The organism is Rhizobium acidisoli, assembly GCF_002531755.2.
Taxonomy (GTDB): domain Bacteria; phylum Pseudomonadota; class Alphaproteobacteria; order Rhizobiales; family Rhizobiaceae; genus Rhizobium; species Rhizobium acidisoli.
On sequence record NZ_CP034999.1, the window covers coordinates 293,709 to 319,583 of the forward strand.

General features: G+C 62.3%; 21 protein-coding genes. 11 read left to right on the top strand and 10 right to left on the bottom strand.

The window, feature by feature from the left end; genetic code table 11:
- The first annotated feature begins 79 nt into the window (after positions 1-79).
- Together CO657_RS23795 and CO657_RS23800 are read left to right on the top strand one after the other, a co-directional pair.
- Positions 80-1,987, top strand: coding sequence for an ABC transporter substrate-binding protein (locus CO657_RS23795; RefSeq protein ID WP_164918684.1), 1,908 nt, complete (start codon positions 80-82; stop codon positions 1,985-1,987).
- Positions 1,988-2,094: 107 nt separating this feature from the next.
- Entirely contained in the window at positions 2,095-3,186 is a 1,092-nt protein-coding gene (locus CO657_RS23800; RefSeq protein WP_054185702.1) for a rhodanese-like domain-containing protein, read from the top strand.
- A gap of 88 nt (positions 3,187-3,274) precedes the next feature.
- Here the strand turns inward: CO657_RS23800 and CO657_RS23805 are convergent, their stop codons facing one another.
- Genes CO657_RS23805 through CO657_RS23820 form a run of 4 tightly spaced genes read right to left on the bottom strand, consistent with a single transcriptional unit; the run spans position 3,275 to position 8,320 of the window.
- Positions 3,275-4,435: an acyl-CoA dehydrogenase family protein gene (locus CO657_RS23805; RefSeq protein WP_054185703.1), complete on the bottom strand. Its 1,161-nt coding sequence runs from the start codon at positions 4,433-4,435 to the stop codon at positions 3,275-3,277.
- 20 nt (positions 4,436-4,455) lie between these two features.
- Positions 4,456-5,493: an ABC transporter substrate-binding protein gene (locus CO657_RS23810; protein WP_054185704.1), complete on the bottom strand. Its 1,038-nt coding sequence runs from the start codon at positions 5,491-5,493 to the stop codon at positions 4,456-4,458.
- A gap of 11 nt (positions 5,494-5,504) precedes the next feature.
- Positions 5,505-6,683 (bottom strand): LLM class flavin-dependent oxidoreductase, encoded by a 1,179-nt coding sequence (locus CO657_RS23815; protein WP_054185705.1) that lies wholly within the window; start codon positions 6,681-6,683, stop codon positions 5,505-5,507.
- 32 nt (positions 6,684-6,715) lie between these two features.
- The gene (locus CO657_RS23820) at positions 6,716-8,320 is read right to left on the bottom strand and encodes an ABC transporter substrate-binding protein (RefSeq protein ID WP_054185706.1); all 1,605 of its coding nucleotides are present in this window, start codon (positions 8,318-8,320) and stop codon (positions 6,716-6,718) included.
- Between the two features lie 278 nt (positions 8,321-8,598).
- Between CO657_RS23820 and CO657_RS23825 the strand changes: the two genes are divergently transcribed.
- From CO657_RS23825 to CO657_RS23860, 8 genes are all read left to right on the top strand, one after another.
- Positions 8,599-9,588 (top strand): ABC transporter permease, encoded by a 990-nt coding sequence (locus CO657_RS23825; RefSeq protein ID WP_054185707.1) that lies wholly within the window; start codon positions 8,599-8,601, stop codon positions 9,586-9,588.
- Positions 9,585-10,598, top strand: coding sequence for an ABC transporter permease (locus tag CO657_RS23830; RefSeq protein WP_054185708.1), 1,014 nt, complete (start codon positions 9,585-9,587; stop codon positions 10,596-10,598). The genes CO657_RS23825 and CO657_RS23830 overlap by 4 nt, the downstream gene beginning before the upstream one ends.
- A gap of 15 nt (positions 10,599-10,613) precedes the next feature.
- Entirely contained in the window at positions 10,614-11,585 is a 972-nt protein-coding gene (locus CO657_RS23835) for an ABC transporter ATP-binding protein (RefSeq protein ID WP_054185709.1), read from the top strand.
- Complete coding sequence (locus CO657_RS23840) at positions 11,563-12,438, top strand: ABC transporter ATP-binding protein (protein ID WP_054185710.1); 876 nt, start codon at positions 11,563-11,565, stop codon at positions 12,436-12,438. Before CO657_RS23835 ends, CO657_RS23840 begins: the two co-directional genes overlap by 23 nt.
- A gap of 12 nt (positions 12,439-12,450) precedes the next feature.
- Positions 12,451-13,509: an aldo/keto reductase gene (locus CO657_RS23845; protein WP_054185711.1), complete on the top strand. Its 1,059-nt coding sequence runs from the start codon at positions 12,451-12,453 to the stop codon at positions 13,507-13,509.
- Between the two features lie 71 nt (positions 13,510-13,580).
- Positions 13,581-14,813 carry an acyl-CoA dehydrogenase family protein gene (locus CO657_RS23850; RefSeq protein ID WP_054185712.1) on the top strand — a complete coding sequence of 411 codons (1,233 nt, stop codon included), beginning with the start codon at positions 13,581-13,583 and terminating at the stop codon, positions 14,811-14,813.
- A 29-nt stretch (positions 14,814-14,842) separates the two neighbouring features.
- Complete coding sequence (locus CO657_RS23855; protein ID WP_054185713.1) at positions 14,843-15,934, top strand: LLM class flavin-dependent oxidoreductase; 1,092 nt, start codon at positions 14,843-14,845, stop codon at positions 15,932-15,934.
- A gap of 76 nt (positions 15,935-16,010) precedes the next feature.
- Positions 16,011-17,429: an FAD/NAD(P)-binding protein gene (locus CO657_RS23860; protein WP_054185714.1), complete on the top strand. Its 1,419-nt coding sequence runs from the start codon at positions 16,011-16,013 to the stop codon at positions 17,427-17,429.
- An 80-nt stretch (positions 17,430-17,509) separates the two neighbouring features.
- On the opposite strand, the gene CO657_RS23865 is transcribed toward CO657_RS23860, so the two are convergent.
- Both CO657_RS23865 and CO657_RS23870 read right to left on the bottom strand, forming a co-directional pair.
- Complete coding sequence (locus CO657_RS23865; RefSeq protein ID WP_054185715.1) at positions 17,510-19,129, bottom strand: ABC transporter substrate-binding protein; 1,620 nt, start codon at positions 19,127-19,129, stop codon at positions 17,510-17,512.
- A gap of 20 nt (positions 19,130-19,149) precedes the next feature.
- A complete protein-coding gene (locus CO657_RS23870; protein ID WP_054185725.1) occupies positions 19,150-20,757 on the bottom strand; it encodes an ABC transporter substrate-binding protein in 1,608 nt (535 codons plus the stop codon).
- 300 nt (positions 20,758-21,057) lie between these two features.
- Here CO657_RS23870 and CO657_RS23875 point away from each other — a divergent pair, with 300 nt between their 5' ends.
- Positions 21,058-22,068 (top strand): LysR substrate-binding domain-containing protein, encoded by a 1,011-nt coding sequence (locus CO657_RS23875; RefSeq protein ID WP_054185716.1) that lies wholly within the window; start codon positions 21,058-21,060, stop codon positions 22,066-22,068.
- Positions 22,069-22,099: 31 nt separating this feature from the next.
- Here CO657_RS23875 and CO657_RS23880 read toward each other — a convergent pair whose 3' ends face one another.
- The 4 genes from CO657_RS23880 to CO657_RS23895 are packed head-to-tail and all read right to left on the bottom strand — an operon-like array spanning position 22,100 to position 25,865.
- Entirely contained in the window at positions 22,100-22,945 is an 846-nt protein-coding gene (locus CO657_RS23880; RefSeq protein ID WP_054185726.1) for an NADPH-dependent oxidoreductase, read from the bottom strand.
- 22 nt (positions 22,946-22,967) lie between these two features.
- Positions 22,968-24,293, bottom strand: coding sequence for an LLM class flavin-dependent oxidoreductase (locus CO657_RS23885; RefSeq protein ID WP_054185717.1), 1,326 nt, complete (start codon positions 24,291-24,293; stop codon positions 22,968-22,970).
- Positions 24,290-25,510 (bottom strand): acyl-CoA dehydrogenase family protein, encoded by a 1,221-nt coding sequence (locus CO657_RS23890; RefSeq protein WP_054185718.1) that lies wholly within the window; start codon positions 25,508-25,510, stop codon positions 24,290-24,292. Before CO657_RS23890 ends, CO657_RS23885 begins: the two co-directional genes overlap by 4 nt.
- Before the next feature lie 13 nt (positions 25,511-25,523).
- Entirely contained in the window at positions 25,524-25,865 is a 342-nt protein-coding gene (locus CO657_RS23895; protein WP_007636416.1) for a DUF3088 domain-containing protein, read from the bottom strand.
- Positions 25,866-25,875: the final 10 nt, after the last annotated feature.

Sequence of the window (25,875 nt, forward strand, 5' to 3'; positions counted from 1 at the left end):
GAGAGCGATCTCCGAAAACGATCTGCTGACGGAAGGCGCCGGTGTCGGGCGACGGTTGGACCGGCAGCGTGGAAGTGCGATGGCCCTGACCGATGAGCTGGTCTCACTCTGCCTCAGGCTGGAGGCAGACCCAGGACCGGATCCCAGCCGTATCCCGCTGAGTGATGGGCAGCTGGAAAACCTCGCCGAACGTCTGCATCGCGAATCCCTCGGCAGGCCGCTCTGGGTGTTTGCTTACGGTTCGCTGATCTGGAAGCCGGATTTCGATGCGGTGGAGTGGCGGCGCGCCGGCGCTCGAGGTTGGCACCGATCCTTCTGTCTGCATATGACGCGCTGGCGCGCGACAGAGGCCCAGCCCGGCCTGATGATGGCACTCGATCAAGGCGGTCAATGCAATGGTGTAGCCTTCAGGCTCGCCGAACAGGATCGCGTCGGTCAAATCCGCCGCATGATCCGCAGGGAGGTCGGCAGCCTGGACGAAACACCGGTCAGGGGCGGTACGCTCAACTGGGCCTACTATCCCGATCCGAGCGCGCTGATCGCGATCAACACGTCGTCGGGCACCGGTCAGGCGATCGGACCGAAGATCAATGAGGGTCTGTTCGATTTCGACTACGACCTCAATCCGATTCCGTTGCTGGCGACGGAATGGTCGGTCAGCGATGATCAGCTGCGCTATACCTTTAAGCTGCGCGACGGCGTAAAGTGGCATGACGGTGCAGACTTTACCGCTGCCGACGTGGCTTTCTCGATCCTTCGATTAAAGGAAGCCCATCCGCGCGGCCGCATCACCTATCAGAACGTGACAGCCGTCGAGACGCCTGATCCCCATACGGCGATTATCGTCCTTTCCAAACCCGCGCCATATCTGATCACGGCGCTGAGCAGTTCGGAATCGCCGATCGTGCCGAAGCATATCTATGAAACCTTCAAGCCGGAGGAACAGCCCAAGCTCGCGCAGACGATCGGAACCGGACCCTTCATCCTCAAGGAGTGGGTGCCGGGCAGTCATCTGATCTTCGACCGCAACCCGAACTATTGGGACGCGGGAAAGCCCTATCTCGACCGGGTCGTCCTTCGCGTCATCCTCGATCCATCCGCCCGTGCCGCCGCGCTCGAGACCGGTGAAATCGACATTGGCGCCAACCCGGTGCCTTTGTCGGACCTCGAGCGCCTCAAGGCCAATCCAAACCTGGTCGTCGATACGACGACCTACGCCTATTCCGGTCCGCAGCAGCAGCTGTTCTTCAACTATGAGAACGAGATTCTCACCAAGCGCGAGGTACGGCTGGCGATCGCGCATGCCATCGATCTGCAGAAGCTGCTGGATATCGCCCTCTATGGTTATGGCGCCGTATCGCCGAGCCCAGTCAGCACGGCGCTGCCGAAATGGTATGATCCGAGCATCAAGGCCCGGACGCCGGATCCGAAACTGGCGGAAAAACTGCTGGATGGGGCCGGCTATCCCAGGGGCGCAAATGGCAGCCGTTTCAAGCTTCGTCTCGCCTATAACTCGTTCCTCACGCCGTCTTATGCGGACTTCATCAAGCAATCACTCGCCGTCGTCGGTATCGAGGCGGAGATCCTCAAGTTCGATCTCGCGACCTACCTTAAGACCATTTACACCGATCGCGCATCGGATCTGGTGATCGAATCCCTTTCGAACACCTTCGATCCAAGCCTCGGCGTGCAGCGCGCCTACTGGTCGAAGAACTTCAAGATCGGTCTCGTTTTCTCCAACGCCAGCCACTACGTCAATCCCGAGGTGGATCGGCTTCTCGAAGCGGCGGCAGTCGAGCCCGACGAAGCGACGCGACGCGACCTCTGGTATCAGTTCCAGCGCATCATTCACGAAGATGTCGTCTCTGTCGATCTGGTCGCGGCCGGCTCGCAGATCATTGCAAGCAAGAAGGTCAGGGACTTCGCACCCGGCGCGCAAGGCATCAACAACAGCTTCAGCCAGATATGGCTCAGCCCGGAGAGCTGATGCTGCCAGCCGCCACGATAACGCAGGTGGGGAAACATAGTTTACGCCTCTCCTGCCCCACCAAATGTCTTTCAGAGATCAACAACAAAGCGTGACGGAGGCCCAGCGTGACCCAGAAGACAATCTCCCGAGACACATTCCGCAACTGGCTCGTCGATGGTGAGGAACTGGCGGTATTCGACATCCGAGACCCGGCGGCTGTCGGCTATGCATCACCTCTCTTCGCCACCAATTTGCCGGCTGAGTTCGTGGAAAGCGAAATCGGCCGCTTCGTCCCGCGTCCCGTCGTCCGCACCGTGCTTGCCGATGGCGGCGATGGCGCCGCTGCCGGGCTTGCTGAAAAACTGGGGAAAGCAGGGCGCGCGAATGTCTTCGCGCTCGAAGGCGGCATTCCCGCCTGGACGGCGGGAGCGGAGGTTTCCCTCCCGACATTCGACATACCAGGCGTCGATTTTTCGCGTGCCGTGCGCGACGAAAAGAACACGCCGGTCATCTCGGTTGAAGAGTTGAAGCGCTTGCACGACGCCGGTGAAGACGTTGTCGTCATTGATACGCGCACCGTTGCCGAATTCAGCCGCGATCATGTCCCCGGCGCCATCAGCGTGCCGGGCGCGGAATTACTATTGCGCTTCAAGGACGTCGTGCCATCCGAAAAGACCAGGGTCGTCGTCTCCTGCGCCGGGCTGCCGCGCGCAATCCTCGGCGCCCAGACGCTGATCGATGCGAAAGTCGCCAATCAGGTCTCCTATCTGCATGACGGCACGAAGGCCTGGACCGGCGCCGGGCTGGAACTCGAAACCGGCAGCACGCGTATCTACGGCGAGGCAAGCCCAGCGGCGCTGGATTTCGCACGCGAGCATGTCCAGGCACTGAGCGCCGATGACCGTTTTCCCGAGATTGATATTGCCACCGCCCGTAACTGGGCGAACGATCCGGGCAGGACCACCTATCTTCTTGATGTGCGCACGCCAGAGGAGTTCGAAAACAGCCATCTCGACGGGACGCTTTCGTCGGAGGGCGGCCAGTTGCTCGGCGTCGCCTATCGAACCATCGCCGTTCGCGGTGCGCGCGTCGTCCTCATCGACGATCCGCTCGGGGTGCGGGCACGCACCGTTGCGCATTGGCTTCAACGGCGCGGCTTTGAAATCGCGATACTGCTGGTTGATTTCTCGGCCGAGCAGCTGAGCGCGGTCGCTTGATGAAAAAACCGGGGGACCTTGCAAGTCCCCGCAACACTTCGGCGCTAGAGATGAGAACGACTGAAACGACCGCAATCTTCAGCCTTCGTCAGATCCCCGTCGCCACCAAGCGTGCAAGCGCGTTCTTTGCGGCGATCGTTCGGATCATGTGGTTCTGAGGCGCGTGCGAGCGGGCGGTCATCGCATCGCGATGCTGGCGTTCGAGCTGGAAGTCGCGGTTCAGGCCGGGATTGCCGGCGAGATCAAGGGCCAGGCTCGTCACCGCCACGCTGTTGTCGATGACGACATGGCGGACGTTCATGCCATCCATGCCGACTGTCTTGCCGGCATCGACATCTTCGCCGAGCGATCGGAGCAGCCTGGCGCTGGTCGCGAGCCGGACTTCGATCTCGCCCAGCCCGTCCTGGATGCGCGGCACTGTCGCAATTGGCGCACCGAGGCTTGCCGGCGCATGGCGGGCGGCAAACGACAACACTCGGTCGCGCGCGGACAAGGCAACGCCGTGATAGACGGCGCCGATCAGCGAAAAGAAGAAGGCTGTCGCATGTTCTTCGCGCCGTATCGGTTCGGATGCGGGTTGGGCCTCGATCACATCTGAAAATGGGATGACGACATCGTCGAGAATGATGTCGTCGCTGGCTGTCGCATGCATGCCGGCCGCGTTCCAGGTCTTCTCTATCCGCAGGCCGGGACTGTCGGTGGGCACGAGGAAGGACGCCAGACGCGGCTCCGGCTCGTCGGTGAGCGCCAGCAGCGACACCCATTTCAAGATCGGAATACCCGTGACGTAGGTCTTGCGGCCGGTGATCCGCCAGCGGTCGCCGTCGCGCCTGGCGATCGTTTCGGGAAGGGCACCATGGGCGGGTGAGCCGATGCGGGGTTCGGCCTGGGCGGCATTGAGGAGGGCAGGGCCGAGGCGGTTGGCCGACAAGATCCGCTGCGCCAGATGCTCCGGCCACTTTCCGAAGCGGCGCAGGCCGTAATGGCTATTGTAGTGCATGGCGAGCACCAGCGCGGTCGACGGTTCCCCACGAGCGATCTCGCTGATGACGGCCTGTGCTTCGACCAGGCCGCCGTCAAAGCCGCCATGTTCGCGAGCCGTCACGAGGCCGAGCAGACCAGCCTCGTAGAGATGTGTGAAGTTCTCGAAGGGAAATTCCCCGGTCGCATCGAAATGGGCCGCACGCTCGGCGAAGTCGACGGCCAGCCGCCGCGCCTTGCCGACGGGATCGATTGGTTCCTGCAACATGATCTCACACGCCTTTCTTCTCAGGCCACGGCGCGTCTGGCGAAAGCTTCAAGATGCCGGTGATCGACCCACTCGGCTATATCAAAGTCGGCAGCGAGGAAGCCGAAATCGCGCAGGAAATCCTTGTAATGGCCGATGGCCTCGACCAGTTCCGGCTGCAGACCGAGACCGAGGTGACGGTGGACCTCCGGACCATTGGCCGCGAGCACCTGTTCTTCGGTCGCGCCGGCCTCGCGGGCAACGAAACGACGTGTCTCTTCCGGATGCGCTTCAGCCCAGGCGCTGGCCTTGAAGATCGATTCCAGCAACCGGTGAACCAGATCGGGACGTTCTTCAGCAAGAAGTTCGTCAACCGTCAATACACGGGGTGAGCCGGAATTGATGCGGATCTTCGGGTCGGGATGGAAGCCGAATTCGGCGACCTGGACGGCGCCGACCAGATTGGCGACGTTGATGCCCGCCGTTCCCTTGACGTAGATCGCATCCACCTCACCGCGAATGAGCGAAGCGATCTCGTCGCCATAAGCTTGCCGACGCTTCAACCTGAAGAGAGACGGACCTTCCTGGCTCTCGAGAACGGAATCGGCAAGCGCGATGTCGACGACCTCGACATCTGCAAGTTCCAGCCCTTCGAGCGAAAGAGCCGAGACGAGGCCCTTCAACGCGGTCGCCCGCATGAAGTCGACAATGCCCTCCGGACGGCGGGCGATGCCGAAGCGGCGGCCTTTGAGATCCCTCGTGCTTTTGATGCCGGTCCCCGGCAGCGTGATGATCGCCTGGAACTCATCCGTCCAGGTAATGCCGACCAGCCGGGTCTTGCGGCCCTCCGATCGGGCGCGGATCGGCGGCACGTTGCCGCCATGGCGGAATGACCAGTCGAGCGTGTGGTTGAAATGGCTTTGGCGGATGCTGCGATCGGGCGAGTCGATGATCGATTTCAGCGCCACCCCTTCCGCGCGGAAGCTCTCCTCGAGAAAGCCGAGCTGTGCGGCGAGGCCGACCGGCGTCGGCACCGGGCAGCGGGTGTACCAGATTTCCGAAATGGCATTGCTCGTCATGATCGTCCCTTTCAGTGGCGCAGCCCCGCCTGTTTCATCAGCGGCAGCACCTCGCTGCCGAAGAATTCGAGATCGTCGCGGAAGTCGAAGAAGCTCAGCTGCAGACCGTCGACGCCGGCGGCCTTCAGCTTGACGAACTGGTCGACCACACTCTCCGGTGATCCGATCACCCTGATATTGCCGCCGACGGAACGATAGGCGTCCTGCGGATCGCGGCCCTTCCATGCCTGCGCGTCGGAATTCAATGACTGAAAACCTTGTGGCGAACGCTGATCGGCATGCGCGACGATGCGGTCGGCGAAGTCCCATGCTTCCTTCTCGGTCGGACGGCAGATGACCATCGGATTGAGCAGCGTTCGCACGGTGCGGCCGACGTCGGTCGCCGCGTCCTTGACCCGCTTTGTGTGGGCCGGCAGCGACTGCAGCGCGCTGTCGATGTCGGCGCCCGTCGGGCTGGTGATGAAGACGATGTCAGAGTAGCGCCCGGCAAAGGCAATGCCGGCATCCGAACCGGTGGCGTTGACGAGGATCGGTCGGCCGAAATTCGGTTTCGGCGTCACGAAGCCGCCGCCGAGCTTCCAGCTGCTTTCGCCTTCGAAGGAGAAGTTTTCTGTATCGCTCCAGAGCCGCTGCACAACTTCAAGGAATTCGGCCGCAAGTTCGTAGCGCCTGTCATGTTCGATGCGCGGCCAGCCGAACATCTCGTGCTCGACCGCGCGGTGACCGGTGACGACATTGATGCCCCAGCGGCCCCCGGTGATGTGATCGAGCGTCGCGCCGAACTTTGCCAGATGCAGCGGATGCCACGGCCCGTACAGCACGTGCATGGTCGAGATCAGCATGATCTTTTTGGTTAGGCCGGCAAGAGCCGCCGTGGAGACGAAGCTGTCGAGCGCCTGGCCATCGAAGACGCCGCCGTAACCACCCTTCGGCAGCCATTGCGACAGGGCAAAGACGAGATCGAAGCCGAGTTCCTCGGCTCTGAGTGTGAGCGCCTTGTTGTAGTCGAACCGCCAGTCGGTCGAGCGTTCGAGCGTCGATTGTGTCCAGCCGCCCGCCTGGATCGGCAGGAAGAGGCCGAGAAGAACCGGCTGCTTGAGAGCCTGCGACAGCGGGCTTTCAGGAAAATCGGTCGGGGCTGAGAATTTCGGCAGACCGACGATGGAGCCGGGAAGATGTTGAACGGACATGCTTGTCCTCCGCGTGATCGTTGGCTCGTCGCTCAGGATGCCGCCACATAGGCGTAAGCGAGGCTGCCGGAAACCCCTTCGCCGCCGACCGTGTGGTCGGCGATGCGTTTGTTATAGATGGTCAGTTCCGGCTGGCTGACGATATCGATCGCGGGCAGGTCTTCGACGAGGATCTGCTGGATCTCGCGCCACTGCTCCACCCGCTTGTTTGGATTGACCTCGACTGCCGCGGCTTCCAGAAGCGCGTCGACCTTGGGATTGCTGTAGGCCGAGCCATTGGAGAAGGGGACGCCGGGCTTGAAATTCTTGCTCCAATAGAGGCGCTGCACGCCGACGGTCGGATCGAAGAGGTTGCTCATTCCCTCGAAAGCGAAGTCGAAGTCGCGGTCGGTATAGATACGCTTGGTATAGGTGGCGAAATCCTGGCTGCGTACCGTCGCGTCGATGCCGACTTTGGCGAGCGCCTGGCGGATATATTCGGAGCCTCGTGGGTAGCTTTCTCCGCTCGGCACATAGTCGAGATTGATGCGGGCGCGAACGCCGTCGCTGCCGCGCGGGTAGCCGGCCTCGTCAAGCAGCTTCTCGGCTGCCGCCAGATCGATCGGATAGGTTTTCAGATCCGGATCGTACCATTTCGTCAGGTTGGGACTTATTGGGCCGGGAATGGCGCTGCCATAGCCGTAGTTGATGGTATTGAGGATGACCTTCCTGTCGATGACGTGCGCGAAGGCCTGCCGCACGCGGATATCCTTGAAGAACGGACGCTCGAGGTTGAATTCGACGCGGCTGATGCCGTTGGCATACTGATAACCGCGCGGTTCAAAAGCGATGTCGGGGAAGGACTTGAAGCGTTCCAGGTCGCTGAGCGGCACGGGCGTAGAGGGCGCAAGATCGATTTCTCCGGTCTCGATGGCGATCGAGCGTGCAGCGGCGTCGGGAATGAAGCGGACGATGAGCTGATCGAGATAGGGGCGCGGCTGATCCCAATACTCCGGATTGCGCTCGTAGACGATGTGGCTGCCGCGGATCCATTCCTTGAATTTGAAGGCCCCGGTGCCGATCGGCGCAAGATTTGCCGGGTTTTCGGCCACTTTGGTGCCTTCGTAGATGTGACGCGGCACGATCGGCGTTTCGGAAGCCGCAAGCGCCGTGATCAGGTAGGGCGCCGGCTTGGAAAGCCTCAACACGGCCGTGAGCGGATCGGGCGTCTGGACGTCCACCAGGTTGAGGAACGTGTTGCGGCCGCGCGGATGAATTTCCTTCAGCGTCTTGATGGAGAAGGCGACATCGGCCGAGGTGAATGGCTGACCATCGTGCCACTTCACGCCGTCGCGTAGCTTGAAGGTATAGGCCAGTCCGTCCTGGCTGACCGACCACTCCTTCGCCAGAAGCGGCTTCGGATTGAGATCGAAGTCATAGGTCAGCAATCCTTCGATGACCTTCGGTGATACATAGACCGAGTTGAAGGCCGTGTTGGCGATGGTCGTCAGCACCGGCGGTTCTGCCGAAAGCAGAAGTGTTGCCGTACCGCCGCGCGCCGGTGCCGCCAGGGCTGGGATGCGGGCCGTCGCCGTTATGCCGAGGGCGACGGAGGCGAGGAGAAAGCTGCGGCGCGAGGATGCCGGAAATACTGCCATTGGTTCAACCCTGATCTGGGACCGCGAGGATGCCGGCGGCCCTTGCTGTTTCGACTTTCCATGGACAGGCCCTCTCGTAGAGTTTTTTACCTGCCAGGAAGCAATCCGTAATAATCCGTTCCCAAGAACGACATATTGGCAACAAAGAATTCCAGATGAGGCCAATAATTCTGGCCATCTTCGAATTATTTACCAATTGCGGATTTGACAAAACCTACAGATTTAGTCAACTAATATTGCATCGCGAAGCCGAAATCTTCTCACGCGGGGAAAAGGCAATGTCAGCTTACGGGCGTGTCGGCCGCACTATCAGAAAGACGATCCTCCAGGCTATTCCGACGATGCTGGGCATTGTCGTCTTGAATTTCTTTCTGCTGAAGCTCGCGCCGGGTGATGCCGCGGATGTGATGGCGGCTGAATCGGGCTCTGCGACGGTCGAGACCATGGCCGCCCTGCGGGAACGTTTCGGTCTCGACAATCCGATTCTGGTGCAACTGGCTAACTACCTAAACAATCTCGCGCACTTTAGCCTCGGCTTTTCGCCGCGCTATGGAATGCCGGTCGCCGACCTTATCGGCCAGCGTTTGCCAGGCACGCTGATGCTGATGCTGGCCGCGCTAGTGATCGCCATCACTGTCGGCCTGCTGCTCGGCTCTCTGATGGCGACATTTTCCGGCCGGGTTGCCGATCGGGTGATCTCGATCGTCTCGTTGCTTTTCTATTCCATTCCCGGCTTCTGGATCGGGCTGATGCTGATCCTGCTCTTCTCGGTCAAGCTAGGCTGGCTGCCGAGCGGCGGAGACAGCACCATCGGTTCGCGGCTGACCGGGCTGCCGGCGCTCTTCGACCGTGTCCGCTACATGGTGCTGCCGGCCACATCGCTGGCCCTCTTCTATCTCGCCATCTATGCGCGCCTGACGCGCGCTGCCATGCTGGAAGTGAAATCGCAGGATTTCGTCCGTACGGCCCGCGCCAAGGGTGTGTCGCCATTTTTCCTGATCACACGCCATATTCTGCGCAATGCGCTGATCCCGATCACCACGATGGCCGGTATGCACTTCGGCGGCATGCTTGGCGGCGCCGTCGTCGTCGAAACGGTCTATAGCTGGCCGGGTCTCGGCCGGCTTGCCTTCGAGGCTGTCATGGCGCGCGACTTCAGCGTTCTCCTCGGTATTCTGCTGCTCTCTTCCTTTATGGTGATCGTCGCCAATGCGGCTGTCGACCTTCTGCAGGCCTGGATCGATCCCCGAATTGGAGCAAGTCGATGAACAAACTTGGAACCTATGCGGCGGAGACAATCGATCTCGAACCGCCGGCAAGGGCGGAGACCGCGCGGCCCGCGACTAATCCGGCAGCCCAACCGGCAGCCCAACCGCGCTGGACGCACATCCATGCGCCGGATGTGCGCGCTTCCGCCGTTCGCAGCACCGCCTGGCGTGGCTTGCGCCGGGAATTCAAGGTTTTCCTGTCCAATCCCAATGCACTGTTCGGCGTCGCTTTCCTGCTGGTCGTCGCCCTTTCCGCACTCCTCGCTTCGGTGATCTATCCGAGCGATCCGATGGAAATGGTGGCGAGACCGTTTCTTTGGCCCGGCCAGAACGTGACCTACCCACTGGGGACGGATTCCATGGGTCGCGATGTGCTTGCCGGTATCCTGCATGGGGCGCGCATTTCGCTGACGGTCGGCATCGCCGCGACATTGCTCGGGCTTTCGGCAGGCATACTGATCGGTGCGACCGCTGGTTATTTCGGCGGGATTGTCGACGACATCCTCGTCAAGTTCATCGAGATCTTCCAGACGATACCGAGCTTCGTCCTGCTGGTAGTGCTGGTCGCCATCGCGCAGCCGACCACCGGGACAGTGACGGTGGCCATCGCCACCGTCAGTTGGCCGACCGTGGCGCGGCTGACCCGGGCGGAATTCCGCGCGATCCGGGAGAAAGACTACGTGCTTGCCGCTCGCAGCCTCGGTTTTGGCCATGCGCGCATCATCTTTCGGGAAATCCTGCCCAACGCGCTGCCGCCGCTGATCGTCACCTCGTCGGTCATGGTGGCGAGCGCAATCCTGATGGAGTCGGCGCTCTCCTTCATGGGACTTGGCGATCCCAATCGCATCTCCTGGGGGTCGATGATCGGCGCCGGCCGGGACGTGATCCGCACCGCATGGTACCTCACGGCCCTGCCAGGCCTGGCGATCGTCTTCACCGTGCTTGCCCTCAACCTGATCGGCGACGGCCTCAATGACGCGCTCAATCCACGTTTTTCGGAGGAGCGCTGATGGCGGCCTTGCTAGATGTCCGCGGTTCGCTTTCCCTCCGCCGAACCGGTCAAGGGCGTGAGCTTTACCGCCAATCCCGGCGAGATGCTGGCGATCGTCGGCGAATCCGGATCAGGAAAGTCGCTCACGGCATTGGCGCTGATGGGGCTTTTGCCGAGGCAGGCGCGGGCCGGCGGACAGATTTCTTTCGACGGCCGCGATCTGCTGTCGCTCCGCGAGAGGGACCTGCGGCGCATTCGCGGCCGCGACATCGCGATGATCTTTCAGGAACCGATGACTTCGCTCAATCCGGTGCTGACGATTGGCGATCAGATTGTCGAGGTGCTGCGCATCCACGAGGATCTCAGCCGCCGGCATGCCCGCGCGAGGGCGATCGAACTGCTGGAGCTCGTCAGCATCCCGGAACCTGCCCGGCGCATCGATGACTATCCTCACCAACTCTCCGGCGGCATGCGCCAGCGGGTGATGATTGCGATTGCGGTTGCCTGCAATCCGAAGCTGCTGATCGCCGATGAAGCAACGACCGCACTCGACGTGACGATCCAGGCGCAAGTGCTGCAGTTGCTCGACAATCTCCGCGTCAAGCTGAACATGGCCGTCATCCTCATCACCCACGACCTTGGCATCGTGGCGCAATGGGCCGATCGCGTCGTCGTCATGTATGCCGGACGTAAAATCGAGGAAGGCTTTCCGGGCCCCGTTTTCGACACCCCATACCATCCCTATACGCGCGGGCTGCTCGCCGCCTCGCCCCGGCTGAAGGCCGACTATCACTATAGCGACGGCCCGCTTTCGGAAATTCCGGGTTCGATCATCTCGGCGTCGGGCGAAAGAGGCTGCTCCTTTCGCCCGCGTTGTCCGGTCGCCCGGCCGGCCTGCGCTTTTGCCGTGCCTGAACTGCTGTCGGTTTCCGCCGAGCGGCAGGTCGCCTGCCCCTATGTTCCGATCCCTTCGGAGGTAGCCCATGTCGCTTCTGTCGGTCGATAATCTCTCGACCCATTATCCTGGGGCTGCCGGTACGGTCAGGGCCGTCGACGGCGTATCGCTGGAGATTGCTGAGGGTGAAACGGTGGCTTTGGTCGGGGAATCCGGCTGCGGCAAGTCGACGCTCGGCAAGTCGGCGATGTCGTCGAAGGAATTGCAGTCGATCCGCCGCAGCGTTCAGATGATCTTCCAGGATCCCTTCGCTTCGCTCAATCCGCGCCAGACGATCCGCACGATCCTGACGGCGCCGCTCGCCGTCCATGGCGTCAGCGGCCGGAAGCGGCGTGAAGAGATCGCCGCCCAGATGGTGGAGCATGTCGGCCTGCCGGCCGACGCGCTGGATCGTTTTCCGCATGAATTCTCCGGTGGCCAGCGCCAGCGCATCGGCATCGCCCGCGCGCTGATCCTGCAGCCGCAGCTGGTGATTTGTGACGAGCCGGTTTCCGCGCTCGATCTCTCCATCCAGGCGCAGATCCTCAATCTCCTCGTCGAGATGAAGACCGAACTGTCGCTTTCCTACCTGTTTATTTCGCATGACCTGTCGGTCGTCCGCTATTTCGCCGACCGCGTGCTCGTCATGTATCTCGGCCGGATCGTCGAAAGTGCGGCGACGAGCGATCTCTGGCGCGGCGCGAAGCACCCCTATACGCAGGCGCTGCTTGCCGCCGTTCCCGACCCAAGCCGCCGCAAGCAGGCGGCTCCCATTACCGGCGATCTGCCGAGCCCGCACAATCCACCGGCTGGCTGTCGTTTCCACATCCGCTGTCCGCTGGCCACCGGCATTTGCCGGACCGAGGATCCAATCTTCCGCCAACTCGCAGGCGGCCACGCCGTTGCCTGTCACCACGCTCAATGAATGGAGAATGAAATGGTCGATTATCGCTATCTCGGACGCAGCGCGCTGAAAGTCTCGCCGCTCAGCTTGGGAACGATGATGTTCGGTGGGCCGACACCGGATGACATCGCCTTCCGAATCATCGACAAGGCGCGCGAGCAGGGGATCAACTTCATCGATACCGCCGACGTTTATCACGACGGCAAGTCCGAAGAGGTGGTCGGGCGCGGTATCAAGGCGCATCGCGATCATTGGGTGTTGGCGACCAAATTCGTCAATTCCCATACCAAGGGACCGAACCTCGGCGGCCATTCGCGCAAATGGGTGATCGAGACGGTCGAGAATTCGCTGCGCCGCCTCAACACCGACTATATCGACATCCTCTATTTCCACCGCGCCGTCTTCGATGCGCCGCTGGAAGAACCGGTGCGCGCCATCGCCGACCTCATCCGCGCCGGCAAGCTGCGCTATTTCGGCGTTTCCAACTTCCGCGGCTGGCGCATTGCAGAGATCTCGCATCTTGCCGATCAGCTCGGCATCGATCGTCCGGTGGCAAGCCAGCCGCTCTACAATATCGTCAACCGCACCGCCGAGGCCGAGCAGCTTCCTGCCGCGCAATATTACGGTCTTGGTGCCGTTTCCTATTCGCCGCTCGCCCGCGGAGTGCTGACCGGCAAATACGAGCCCGGCAAGGAGCCGGCCGCGGATACCCGTGCCGGCCGCGGCGACAAGCGCATTCTGGAGACCGAATGGCGTCCGGAATCGATCGCCATTGCGAAGGAGATCGCAGCGCACGCGACCCGCAAGGGCATCAGCCCGACCGAATTTGCTCTGGCCTGGGTGCTGAACAACAAACTGATCTCGGCTGCTATCACCGGTCCGCGCACCGAAGAACACTGGGACAGTTACGTCAGGGCGCTCGACGTCAAGCTCGATGCCGAGGACGAGGCGCTGGTCGATCGGCTGGTGGCGACCGGCCACCCCTCGACGCCCGGTTTCAACGATCCGAGCCATCCGGTCGAAGGCCGCGTGCCGCGCAGCCCGGCGTCCGGCGCCGACAATGTCGTGCCGCTGACGCGCGCTGTTGCCTGACAGCCCAGACTGGACCGCCGATCGCGGATCCAGCCTGTCTTTCCAGTTGGTGCCGAGAAGGTTTCCGCCGCATGCCGAACACCGCCCTGTCCCCCGTTTCCGGGTCCGCTACAACCGATCTTGCCGCGCTGCTCGCCAAGGTGCCGGAGCTTGCGGCCGAAATTGCCAGGGAAGCGGCGAAGCGCGATCTCGAGCGCGAGCTGCCCTTCGAGGCCTTTCGTCAGTTCAAGGAGGCCGGGCTCGGGACGCTGCGCATTCCGGTTTCGCTCGGCGGGCCGGGGGGATCCGTCGTCGACTATATCGAGACGATCATGGCGCTCGGCGCGGCCGACTCGAATGTCGCCCATGCGCTCCGCAGCCATTTCAATTTCACCGAAAGCCTACTTCTTAATCCGAATACGGCAATCGACCGCACCCAGCTCGGACGTGTGCTTGCCGGCAAGCTTTTTGGCGGAGCGCACACCGAGCAGGGCACCAAACGGCCGGGCGAAGTGACGACACGGCTGACGAAATCCGGCGACAGCTTTCGCCTCAACGGCCGCAAGTGGTACGCGACGGGGACCGCTTTTTCCGATTTTGCCTCGTTCAGCGCATGGAACGAGGAGGATCAGCTCGTCAGCCTCCTCCTGCCGGTCGACCGCAAGGGCATCACCATCCTCGACGACTGGGATGGGATGGGCCAGCGGCTGACGGCAAGCGGCGGCGTGCTGCTCGACGATGTCGAAGTGCTGCCGCACGAAATCTCCACGCGCGGCCTCGACACGCAGGTCGGGCGTCACACCTCAACGCTGCGCCAACTCCATCTCGCCGCTTCCATGGCCGGCGCCGTCCGCGGTGCCGTCGCCGAGGGCACCGACTACGTGCGCCGGCAGGCGCGCTCCGCCGCCCATAGTGCAGCCGAAACCGCCAATGCCGATCCCTTCGTTCAAAAGATATTGGGCGAGATCGCCGCCGGCTCGTTTGCCGTCGACACGCTGATCCGCGAGAGCGCCCGCGCGCTCGACCGCTCAGTCGAGGCCTTCGGCACCGGAGATCCGGACGGACTGGAAGCGGCGCTGATCGAAAGTGCGCTGACGACGGCACGCACACAGATCGTCGCCTCGCAGATCGCCCTTGCCGCGGCCACCAATGTCTTCGAACTCGGCGGCGGTTCGGCCACCTCCCGTCATCTCAATCTCGACCGGCACTGGCGCAATATCCGTACGGTCCTGAACCACAATCCGCTGCTGCACAAGGCGCGCGTGGTCGGCGACTATTACATCAACGGCACGACGACGCATCTGGAGGAAGGCAGGGTCTTCTAGCCCCGTCGCCTGCTGGGAAAGGCTATTTCATGACTTCGGAATTCATGGGGCATGTCTCGAACCGCGAAGGTTCGGATATCGTGCCACCGCAGGGGCCTGTCATCGACAAGGACTATATCCTGAGACATGCCCGGGCGGCTGAAGAGGCCGGTATAGACCGATTGCTGATCGGCGCTTTCTCGACCTGGCCGGACAACAACCAGATCGCCGCTCATGTCTTTTCCCACACAAGCCGCATCGGCGCGCTTCTGGCCCACCGCACCGGCTTCATGGCGCCGACCCTGGCTGCCCGTCAGCTCGCGACGCTCGATCAGTTTTCCGACGGCCGGCTCTGGGTCCATATCATCACCGGAGGCTCCGACGCGGACCAGCAGCGCGATGGCGATTTCCTCGATCACGACCGACGCCACGAGCGCACCGACGAATATCTGACCGTGCTCAAGAAGGTCTGGGAAAGCGAGGAGCCTTTCGACCACGAGGGCGAATTCTACAAATTCAAAGGTGCACTTTCGCAGGTCAAGCCAGTCCGCGGCCAGCGCATCCCGATCTCTTTCGGTGGCTCGTCGGAGGCAGCCTTCAAGGTGGCGGGCAAGCACGCCGATATCTATGCGCTCTGGGGTGAGCCGCTGGACGGCGTGCATGAGACGATCGGCAAGATACGGGAAGCGGCAGCGCCTTTCGGTCGGGCCGGCGACATTCGCTTCACGCTCGCCTTCCGCATCGTCGTTGCCGAAACCGAGGACAAGGCATGGGAAAAGGCTGACGCCATCCTCGAGCGGGTGAAATCAATCGCGCGGCCGGGCGGCAATGGCGAAAAGCTGCCATCCAATGTGGGTTCGGTTCGGCTTCGCGAGGCCGCGGCGCGCGGCAGGGTTCTCGACAAGCGGCTCTGGAGGGAGGTTGCAGCGGCAAGCGGGGCCGGCGGCAACTCGACGGCCCTTGTCGGCACGCCCGACCAGGTCGCCGAGGCGATCCTCGACTATTATGACGCTGGCGTCTCCAACTTCCTGATGCGCGGGTTCTATCCGACCGAGGATACCGTCGCCTACGGGCGCGATGTCGCGCCGCTGGTCAAAGCGGGCATCGCGGCGCGCCAGGCGCGTGTTGTCGCGGCAGAGTAATGGGCCGGGAAGGGACGGTCATCCTTTGCTTCCATATTCCGATCTAATCCCCTGCAGCTGGCAGGAAGGAGTGTTCATGCGCATCGATCATAGTCCCCACCATTCCATCGTGATCGTCGGCGGCGGTTTTGCGGGGGCGTTGACGGCGCTCAACCTCCTCGATCGAACGGCAGTGCCGCTCGCCATCACCATCATTGAACGGCGCGAAGAGCTCGGTCGCGGCGTCGCTTACAGCACGACCGACCCCGTACATCTGGTCAACGGACCGGCGGACAATTTCTCGCTCTATGCCGACGATCCCGGGCATCTGTCGCGATGGCTGTCGGAAAAGGCCGGGGCCAACGGCTGGCTGTCGCCGGAGAATATCGGCTCGAGCTGTCCGCCGCGTTATCTCTATGGAACCTATGTGCGCGATGAGCTGAAGCGTGCCGTCGGCGAAGCCAGGTTCGGGTCGAGCTTGCGCCATATTCGCGCCTCGGCGTCAACGCTGTCGTCCACCCCGCATCGGATTCGGGTTTCCACAAGCGACGGCACGGTGGTCGAAGCGGACGAGGCGGTGCTGGCGCTCGGCGTTTTTGCCCCGGATCCGGCCGCGCATGGGAGCGCGGTTGCCGGCCATCCGCGTTTTGCTGTCAATCCCTGGGATGCGGCGGCACTCGACCGGCTTCAGGACTGCGCGGAAATCCTGCTCATCGGCGCAAGCCTTTCGATGGTCGATGCCATCGCCAGCATGGAGGCAAGAGGCTTCCTGGGCCGCTACAAAGTGATATCGCGGCGCGGCCAGTTCGTCGAAGGCAGACGGGATGTCGCAGCGGCACGAGACTTCCTCGCCGACAAACCGCTGCCCTCGACCGCCCGGTCTCTGCTATCGCTTGTCAAGACCGAGCGGCGTGCGATCGCGGCGAGCGGCGGCGACTGGCAAGGCCTGCCGCTCGCCATCCGCCCGCACATCCTGTCTCTCTGGCAGAAGGCGAGTGATCGGGAAAGGCTGCGTTTCACCCGCCACCTCCGGGCATTCTGGGAGGTGACGGCGCACCGCTCCGCTCCCGAGAGCAACCGGATCGTCGAGACGGTTCTTTCGCAAGGCCGACTGTCTCACGGCGTGGCGCGTCTCATCGATCTGACCGTCGACAGGAAAGGCATCGCCGCGCGGTTGAAGACGCGGGCCGGCACCGAAAGACAGGTGTTCGATGGCGTGATTGATTGCCGCGGCCACCAGCTGCACGACTGGCGTCGCATCTCCGATCCGTTCATACGCCAGCTTCTTGCCGGCGGCGAGGTGCGTCCGCATTCCACCGGCTTCGGCATCGACGCCACGCCGGAGGGCGATCTCATCGATGAGGAGGGACGTGTCCACCGCAACCTCAGCGCCATCGGCCATCCGCTGCGCGGCGTTGCCTGGGAGTCGAGTTCGATCACGGAGCAGCGAACGCAGGCGATCGCGCTCGCGGATCGTATCCTGTTGAAGTTCACGCCTGCTCGGGCCGCGTCCTGACGGCGTCATCCGGCACACGATAAAAGGGGCGCATCTGCCGATGCGCCCCTTTTATCTTGCAGGCGGCCGCTATTGCCCGCTCAGCCTTGCCCGTCCTTGATATAGACCTCGGCGAAATTCGCCTGAACGCCCTCGGCGCCGATCGTGTGGTTCTTCACACGCTTGTTGAAGACCGTGACGTTCTCGAGTGCGATGAGGTTCACGACTGGAACCTCGTCAGCGATGATCTTCTGGAAGGCATTGAACTCCTGCTTACGCTTGTCCTCGTCGATTTCAACCGACGCCGCTTCCAGAAGACGATCAACCTCGGGATTGGCATAGTGGCTGGCATTGGAGAAGGGCAGGCCGAGTTTGAAATTCTTCGACCAATAGACGCGCTGCACGCCGAGCGTCGGATCGAACTGGTTGCCGAGGTATTCGGCCGTTACGTCGAAGACGCGCTCCTTGTAGACTTTCTGAATATAGGTCGAGAAATCATAGGAATCGATCGTTCCGGCAATGCCGATGCGCGCCAGGTTCTGCTTCAGATATTCGATGACGCGCTTGAAACCGTCATTGTAGGAATTGTGGGTCAGCCGCAGCTTGAAACGGATGCCGTCGGCGCCGCGCTTGTAGCCGGCCTCGTCGAGCAGTTGTTCGGCAGCCTTGAGGTCGAAGGCGTAGGGTTTGATCGATGGATCGTAGTAGCGCGGCAGGAAGACGCTGATCGGTGTCGGAGAGATATGGCCGTAGCCATACCAGACGGTGTTCAGGATGACGTCGAGGTCGATGGCGTGGGCAATCGCGCGTCTGACTTTGACGTCCTTCAGATACTCGTTGTCGAGATTGAAGATCAGCTGGGTCAGGTCACCCTTGGTTTCGTAGCCGCGGGAATCGACGCTGATATTCGGCAAGGCCTTGATCCGCTCGAGATCGCTAAGCGGTATCGGATTATCGCCGCCGATGTCAAACTCGCCGGTCTCGAATCCGGCCGCGCGCGCTGCGCCGTCCGGCACGAAACGGATGGCGATCTGATCGAGATAGGGCTTGCCGGCGTCCCAGTAGTTGGGATTGCGCTCCAGGATGATATGCGAACCGCGCACCCATTCCTTGAAGACGAAGGGACCGGTGCCGATCGGTGCGCTGCCGTTCGGATTGACCGGCACGTCTGAAATCGCGACATTGTCGTAGATATGCTTCGGCACGATCGGCGATTCCGCCGCATAGAGCGCCCGCAGCAGATAGGGTGCCGGTTTGGAAAGGCGGATGACGGCCGTCAGAGGATCCGGCGTCTCGACCTTCGTGACATTGGCAAAAGTTCCCCGACCTCGCGGATGAACCTGTTTGAGAAGCTCGATGGAATGGGCGACGTCGTCTGCAGTAAAAGGCTTACCATCGTGCCATTTGACATTCGGGCGAAGTTTGAAGGTGTAGCTCAGCCCGTCATCGGCGATCGACCACTCGGTCGCCAGCTGCGGCTTCGGCGTCAGGTCGAAATCATAGGTTAGAAGTCCCTCGGTGATCTTGGGACTGACCTTCTGGGTGCCGCCTGCCGTATGCGCCAGCGCAAGAATTGTCGGCGGCTCCGGCTCGACGATGAAATTGAGTGTTCCCCCGCTCTGCGGCGTCTCCTGGTTCGCTTTGGCGCCGAGGGACGGCAACAGTGTGCCGGCCGTCGACAACAGCAGCAATTGGTTGAATCGGCGTCGATTGATGCTCATCGGACCATTCCTTGTCAGCGTCAGGCGTTCTTGAGGATGTAGGCGGAGGAAAGGCTGCCGGAGAGGCCGTCTGCGACGACCGTATGGTCCTGCACCTTCTTGTTAAAGATCGTCAGCTGCCGGAAGGAGACCAGCGTAATGTCCGGCAGGTCGCGGGCGATGATCACCTGCATGCGGTTAAAGAGTTCGACGCGTTTGGCACGATCGTTCTCGACCGCCGCCTGTTCGAAGATCGCATCGATTTCCGGATTGTTGTAGCCGGAGCCGTTGGAGAAGGGCACGCCCTTCTTGAAGTTCTTCGACCAGTAGAGGCGTTGGACGCCGATTGTCGGATCGAAGGTGTTGCCCATGCCGTTTGTGACGAAGGCGAAATCGCGATCCGTATAGACGCGTTTCAGCCATGTCGGCACGTCCTGACCACGCAGGTTGACGTTGACGCCGATTTTCGACAGCGCGTCGCGGAGATAGTTGCCGATCCGCGTGTAGGTATCGCCATAAGGCATGACGTCGTGCGGCACCTCGAAACGAATGCCATCGGCTCCTCGCGGGAAGCCCGCCTCGTCGAGAAGTTGTTCCGCTTTGGCGGGATCGTGGGCATAGATCGGCACCTCGGTATTATAGAATGCCTTGAGGAAGGGGCTGATCGGGCTTGGGGCCGGCACGGCGTAACCATAGAAGGCGATGTCGGCAATCTTCTGCCGGTCGATTGCGTGGGCGACCGCCTGGCGGACCTTGTCATGTTTGAAGTAGTCGTTGGCGAGATTGAACTCGATGCGGTAGACGGTCGGCGAATAGTCGTTGCCGCGGTCGTCGACGGCAAGCGTCGCCGACGCCTTCAGGCGATCGATTTCGCTGAGCGAGACCGGGGTGTCAGGCGCGATATCTACCTCACCTGTCTCCAGCGCCGCGAGCCTGGCGCTGGCATCGGGAATGAACTTGATGACGATGCGATCAAGATAGGGCTTGCTCTTGTCCCAGTAGTCAGGATTGCGATCGAGGATGATGTGGCTGCCGACGGCCCATTCCCGGAAGATGAACGGTCCGGTTCCGATCGGCGCGCGGCCGTTCGTATGGCCGGCGAGGTCTTTCGAACCGTCGTAGACATGTTTGGGAACGATCGGCGATTCGCTGGCCTGCAAGGCGCCGATCAGGTAAGGCGCGGGTTTCGCAAGCCGGATGATCGCCGTGTGGGGGTCAGGGGTCGCGACCTCCTTCACGCTGGAGAAGGTGGCCCGACCGCGCGGATGGACCTCCTTGAGCGCCAGGATCGAAAAGGCCACGTCCTCGGACGTGAATTCCCTCCCGTCATGCCACTTCACGCCCTCTCGCAGCTTGAAACTATATTCCAACCCGTCGTCGCTGATATGCCATTCGGTGGCGAGCTGCGGGATCGGCTTGAAATCGAGACCATAGGCAAGCAGGCCCTCGGTGACCTTGCCGCTGACGCGGGTCGTCGGGCCTGCCGTATGGGCAAGTGTCACGAGCGTCGGCGGCTCGGGCTGGACGAGAAGGTTGAGCGTTCCGCCCGCGACGGGTTCCGCGGCTTGCGCAAAACCCCGGAACGGCACGATGGCACTGAACGCGCTCAAAGCGAGAATCTGATTAAGCTGACGCCTGCGAATGTCCATCGATACCCCCTGATCCGGGACGAGCCCTTTCGGGGCAATGCTGTGTCGGGGCGCATCATCGGGCGGGAAAAGGGGATCGCGAAGAATGTTTTTCTGCCGGCGGCCGAAAGAAAAGCTTGCGCTCACCGAGGATTCGACGCCGCGCACGGAACCTATAGTCTAGTAATATATAGAGAATTCGCAGGTTTTAGTTTTTGCGTCTCAGTCGGACGGCCGGGGCAGAAGAAAATGTCCTCGCACGCGAGCCTCACGCAAAGCATGTGCTCGTCTAGGTCGGGCTGTTTGTGGTGCAATCGTCTCATGAACACGTCTGTCCAACCACGCAAGACAGTCATCCAGCCGACGCTCGCGCGGCTGCCGCCGCTGACTTCGCTGCGCGCTTTCGTTGCGACGGCGCGGCATCTGAATTTCATCCGCGCAGCCGAAGAGCTGCATGTCACCTCAGCCGCCGTCGGCCAGCAGATCCGGTTGCTGGAGGATTATCTCGGCCAGGCGCTGTTTCACCGCGCGCGCGGCCAACTGCAGCTGACGCCGGCGGGCCTGGCATTGGTGCCTGGCCTCACCGCGGCCTTCGACACCGTGCTGTCGGCGATGACGCAATTCGTGACGAGCGACCACGAACAGCCGATCCGTGTGTCCGTCGCTCCTTCCTTCGCCAGCAAATGGCTGATCCCACGGCTCGATGCGTTGCGTCGCGCAGCGCCGGGCCTGCAAATCCTCGTCGATGCCTCGACACAGCTGACCGATCTCGATGCCGGCGATGCGGATTGCGTCATCCGCTACGGGAGCGGCGCCTATTCTGGGCTCGCCGTCGATTATCTCCTGTCCGAAGCGGTGCTGCCGGTCTGCAGTCCCGAATTCGCCGACCGCCACGGGCTCTGGAAAGGTGCGGAAGCGATCGAGGGCGTGCCGTTGCTGCACGAGGAGGGCGCCGAACACGACCACTCCTGCCCCGATTGGCACAGCTGGCTGCGCGCGGAGGGACTTTCCTATCAACCGTCGCAGGGCGGCTTTCACCTCAATCAATCCTCGCTCGTGCTCGATGCAGCAATGGCAGGGCAGGGGCTCGGCCTTGGCAAGATAAGGCTTGCGGAAGCCGAAATCCGGTCCGGCCGGCTGGTCAGCCCCTTCGGCGGGGCGCAGCCTGTGAGCTTTTCCTATTTCTTCGCGACAACGCAGCACAAGGCGCGGTTGATGCGCGTCGACCTGTTTCGTAACTGGCTGCTTGCCGAGGCGCGCGCCTCACAGACCATCGATGCGATCGCGATGCGCAGCATCCGTCCGGCCCTCGGCATGATCGCGGCCGAATAGGAGCCTGCGTCAAGCCGGGGCCGATCGGTCTTCACTTCAGTTTGAAGCCAAGCCTGCGCGTGACCTCTCCGAGGACATGACGGCCCTTGAGAGATTCGACAGTGCCGATGCGGCTCAGCACCTGATCGGTCCAGTCGATCGATGGCATCGCCTGCTCGCTCTGGAAGCTGCGCAGCACCCGGTTATAGTCGGCAAGATCCTGCGGCAGTTCCGGGCGATAGATCTCGCGATGCAGGACGGTGCTCTGGGCCAAGCGCGGCTTTATCCCTGCCGGCACCGCCGGATCGGGAAAGCCGACCGTGAGGCCGAAGACGGGGAAAACGCCATCCGGCAGGCCGAGCTCACGGGCGACGGTTTCCGGATCGTTGCGGATCGCACCGATATAGCATGTCCCGAGCCCGAGCGATTCAAGGGCGACGACCGCATTTTGCGCAGCAAGGGCCGCGTCGATGACACCGAGAAGAAAGCTCTCGATATAGTCGAGGCCTTCTGCCGTCGAGCCGCGCTCCGTCGCGATCGCGCGTGGCCGGGCGAGATCCGCGAGCCAGATGAGCAGGAGCGGCGCCTGTGCGATCTGCCGCTGATTGCCGGCAACGGCATTCAATCGGCTGCGGCGCCCCGCATCCTCGACGGCGACCACGCTCCAGGCCTGCAGATTGGATGAGCTCGGCGCCGACTGGGCGGCGGCAACTGCAAGTTCGACCGCTTCGTATGGCACCGGGGTGGGCAGATATTGGCGCACGCTCCGGTGGCTGAGGATCGTATCGACGGTCTCGTTCCAGCGTCCCTCGAGGCGCTGGTCATTGCGATAACGCTCGCCGGCAAGCTCTTTCAGGCGATCGCTATCATTTGGCTTGGTCGCTAAGGAAGGGGTCATCTCGTTCTCCTTGTTGATTTCGTCATTCCGCCGCTGCGGCATAAGGGTTGGCGGGACGGGCGAGACCAAGATGCTCCCGCAGGGTCCTGCCGGTGTATTGCCGCCGGAAAAGGCCGCGTTGACGCAGGATCGGCACCACCTCGTCGACGAAAACTTCCAGGCCGTGGGGCAGCACATCCGGCATGAGATTGAAGCCGTCGGCGGCCCTCGCGCTGAACCACCGCTCGATATCGTCGGCGACATCCCTGGGCGTGCCGACGATGGTGCGATGGCCGGTGCCGCCATTGAGCGCCCGGATCAGACCCCGCACGGTCAGGCGCTCGCGCCGCGCAAGCGCCAGTGTGGCGCGGAAAAAGGTATGGCCACCATCCGCCGGAAGCGGAATATCATCCGGCAGCGGCGCATCGAGATCGAGGCCTTTTGGATCGAGCTGCAGCACCCCTGCGAGCCGCGACAGGCTGTATTCCAGCGGGATCAGTTCGCGGAGCTCTTCTTGACGGCGACGCGCCTCGGCCTCGGTGCTGGCGATGATCGTCGCAAGCCCCGCCAGGACCAGGAGACTGTCCGGCGGACGTCCGAAGCTGCCGGCGCGCCTTCTGAGGTCGGCTGCGTACTCAAGCGCTTCCTCGAAGGACTGCGAGGCGGAAAAAACCGCCTCCGCATGTTCGGCAGCAAGCTCCCTCCCGTCGTCGGAGCCGCCGGCCTGGACGAGAACCGGATGGCCCTGCGGGGGGCGCGGGATGTTGTGCGGCCCATGCACGGAAAAGTGCTTTCCGCGATGGGCGATCGCATGCACCTTTGCCGGATCGACAAAACGCCCCGTCGCTGCGTCGCCGACAAAAGCATCCTCTTCCCAGCTGTCCCAGAGGGCCTTGACGATTTCGGTGAATTCGCCGGCGCGCTCATAGCGGCTGCTATGGGCGACCGGTTTTTCCAGTCCGAAATTGCGGCTCTGGGACAGGTCCGCGCTGGTGACGATGTTCCACCCCGCCCGGCCCCCGCTTGCGTGATCGAGCGTCGCGAACCGGCGCGCGAGATTGTAAGGTTCGTTGTATGTCGTCGACGCCGTGGCGATCAGACCGATCCGCTCCGTATGGCCCGCGACCAGAGCCAGCACGATGGTGGGCTCCAGCGACGTCAATGGCCGGAAGTCCACCCGATCCGAGATCGCCGCCTGGTCGGCGAGGAAGACGGCGTCGAAGGTGCCTCTCTCGGCGATCCTGGCGACGTTGATGTAGTGGTTGACGTCGAACGAAGCGCGGGGATCGCTGCCCTCCATGCGCCAGGCCGCGGGGGAAAAACCTGAATGCAGGATGTTGATGTTGAGATGAAGCTCGCGCGGGCTCATTGAAAGATCCCGGGCTCGGGATAGTCGCCCGTCAGGAACCATGACCCGACATTGCGGGTCTTATACTCTGCCGGATTGTGCAGCGTGTGAATGCGGACGTTGCGCCAGAAACGATCGAGACCGTAGGGGCGAACCGCTGACCGCGCTCCCATGACCTCGAAAATCTCGCTGGTCACTTCGAGCGCGACGCGGCCGGCAAGGACGTTCGCCGAGGCGACGGCGATCGCGGCGGTTCCACGGTCCGCATCCGTCAGGTCCTGCCCTTTTTCATAGACCGCGTCGACCGCCGTCAGGGCGCGGTCGGCGAGCGCGGTCGCCGCCTGGACCTTGATCCATAGCTCGCCATACTGGCGCTTGATCCAGGGATCGTCCTGATGACGCTCGACACCGGAAAAGATCCAGGGGCGAGACTTGGTGACGCTATAGTCCCGCGCGGCGATAAGCGCTCCCTGGGCGCTGCCGATGAAAACATTCAACAGCACGCTCTGCTGCTGCAGCGGTGCAAGCAGCGCGATCGGATCCCGCGGCCGTTCGGGCACGATCTCATCGGCGTGGATTTTCACATCCTTGTAGAAGACCCGGCCGCTGCCCGTCTGCCTCTGTCCGATGCCATCCCAGTCATTGGCGACGGTGATACCTTCGCGGGTCGGCGAGATATAAGCGATGCTGCGCGCGTTCGTCTCTTCGTCCTCCCAGGCGACCAGCAGATAATCGGCCACATGCGACCCCGAGGCGAACGGCCTGGACCCGTTGAGGACAACCCCATCCCGTTCACGCCGCCCGAAGAGACTTTTCGAAAAGCTGTTGCTGGTATTGCCCCAGAACCAGCTTCCGGCCGCCGAGCGACGAAGAAGATCGCGGGCGTGAGCGTCCGGTCCGGAGTTCATGGCATTTTGCAGCGGACTGAAATGGTATCCGAACAGATGCCCGAGCGATCCGTCGACCTTGGCGAACTCGCGAACGATCTGCATCGCCGTCGAGTAACGTTCGCCGATGCCGCCGAATTCCTCGGGGATCAGCAGGTTGACCAGCCCGCTTTCCTTCAACAGCCGGATCTGCTCTTCCGGCCGGCCGCCGGCTTGATCTCGCTCGATCGCATCCCCCGCGAAAATATCGCGCAGCTCTGTTGCCTTGGCGATATTGGGGTTCGTTCTATCCGGCTCGAAAAGTTCAGGCGAGTGCACGGGCTGCTCGAAACCGGCGGGCTTTACGGTCATGGCTGGTCACTCCTCATTTGTGCAGGCGCGGAAACCCGTGTCGTTCGGAAAGCAGTTGGAGAATGCGATCAGTCGTGTTGACGAAACGCTTGCCGCGCCAGTCGCCCGCGTCCGGCGGAGCTGCGTTGGCAAGAATGAAGACCGGCAGGGATTGATTGTCTTCACCGACATCCTCGATGACTTTGCGTCGCGGACGAGGGAAGGGGACCCGCTCGACGTCGATGCCGGCTGCAAGCTGCGGAAAGCTGGCGAGCAGCCCCTCGATCGCGTTGCAATGAGGGCAGACAAAGGTGATTCCGGGATGTTTCGGGTCTGAAAAGCCGGGCTCGATGAGGTAGAGCTTGTCACGCGCCATTGATCTTATC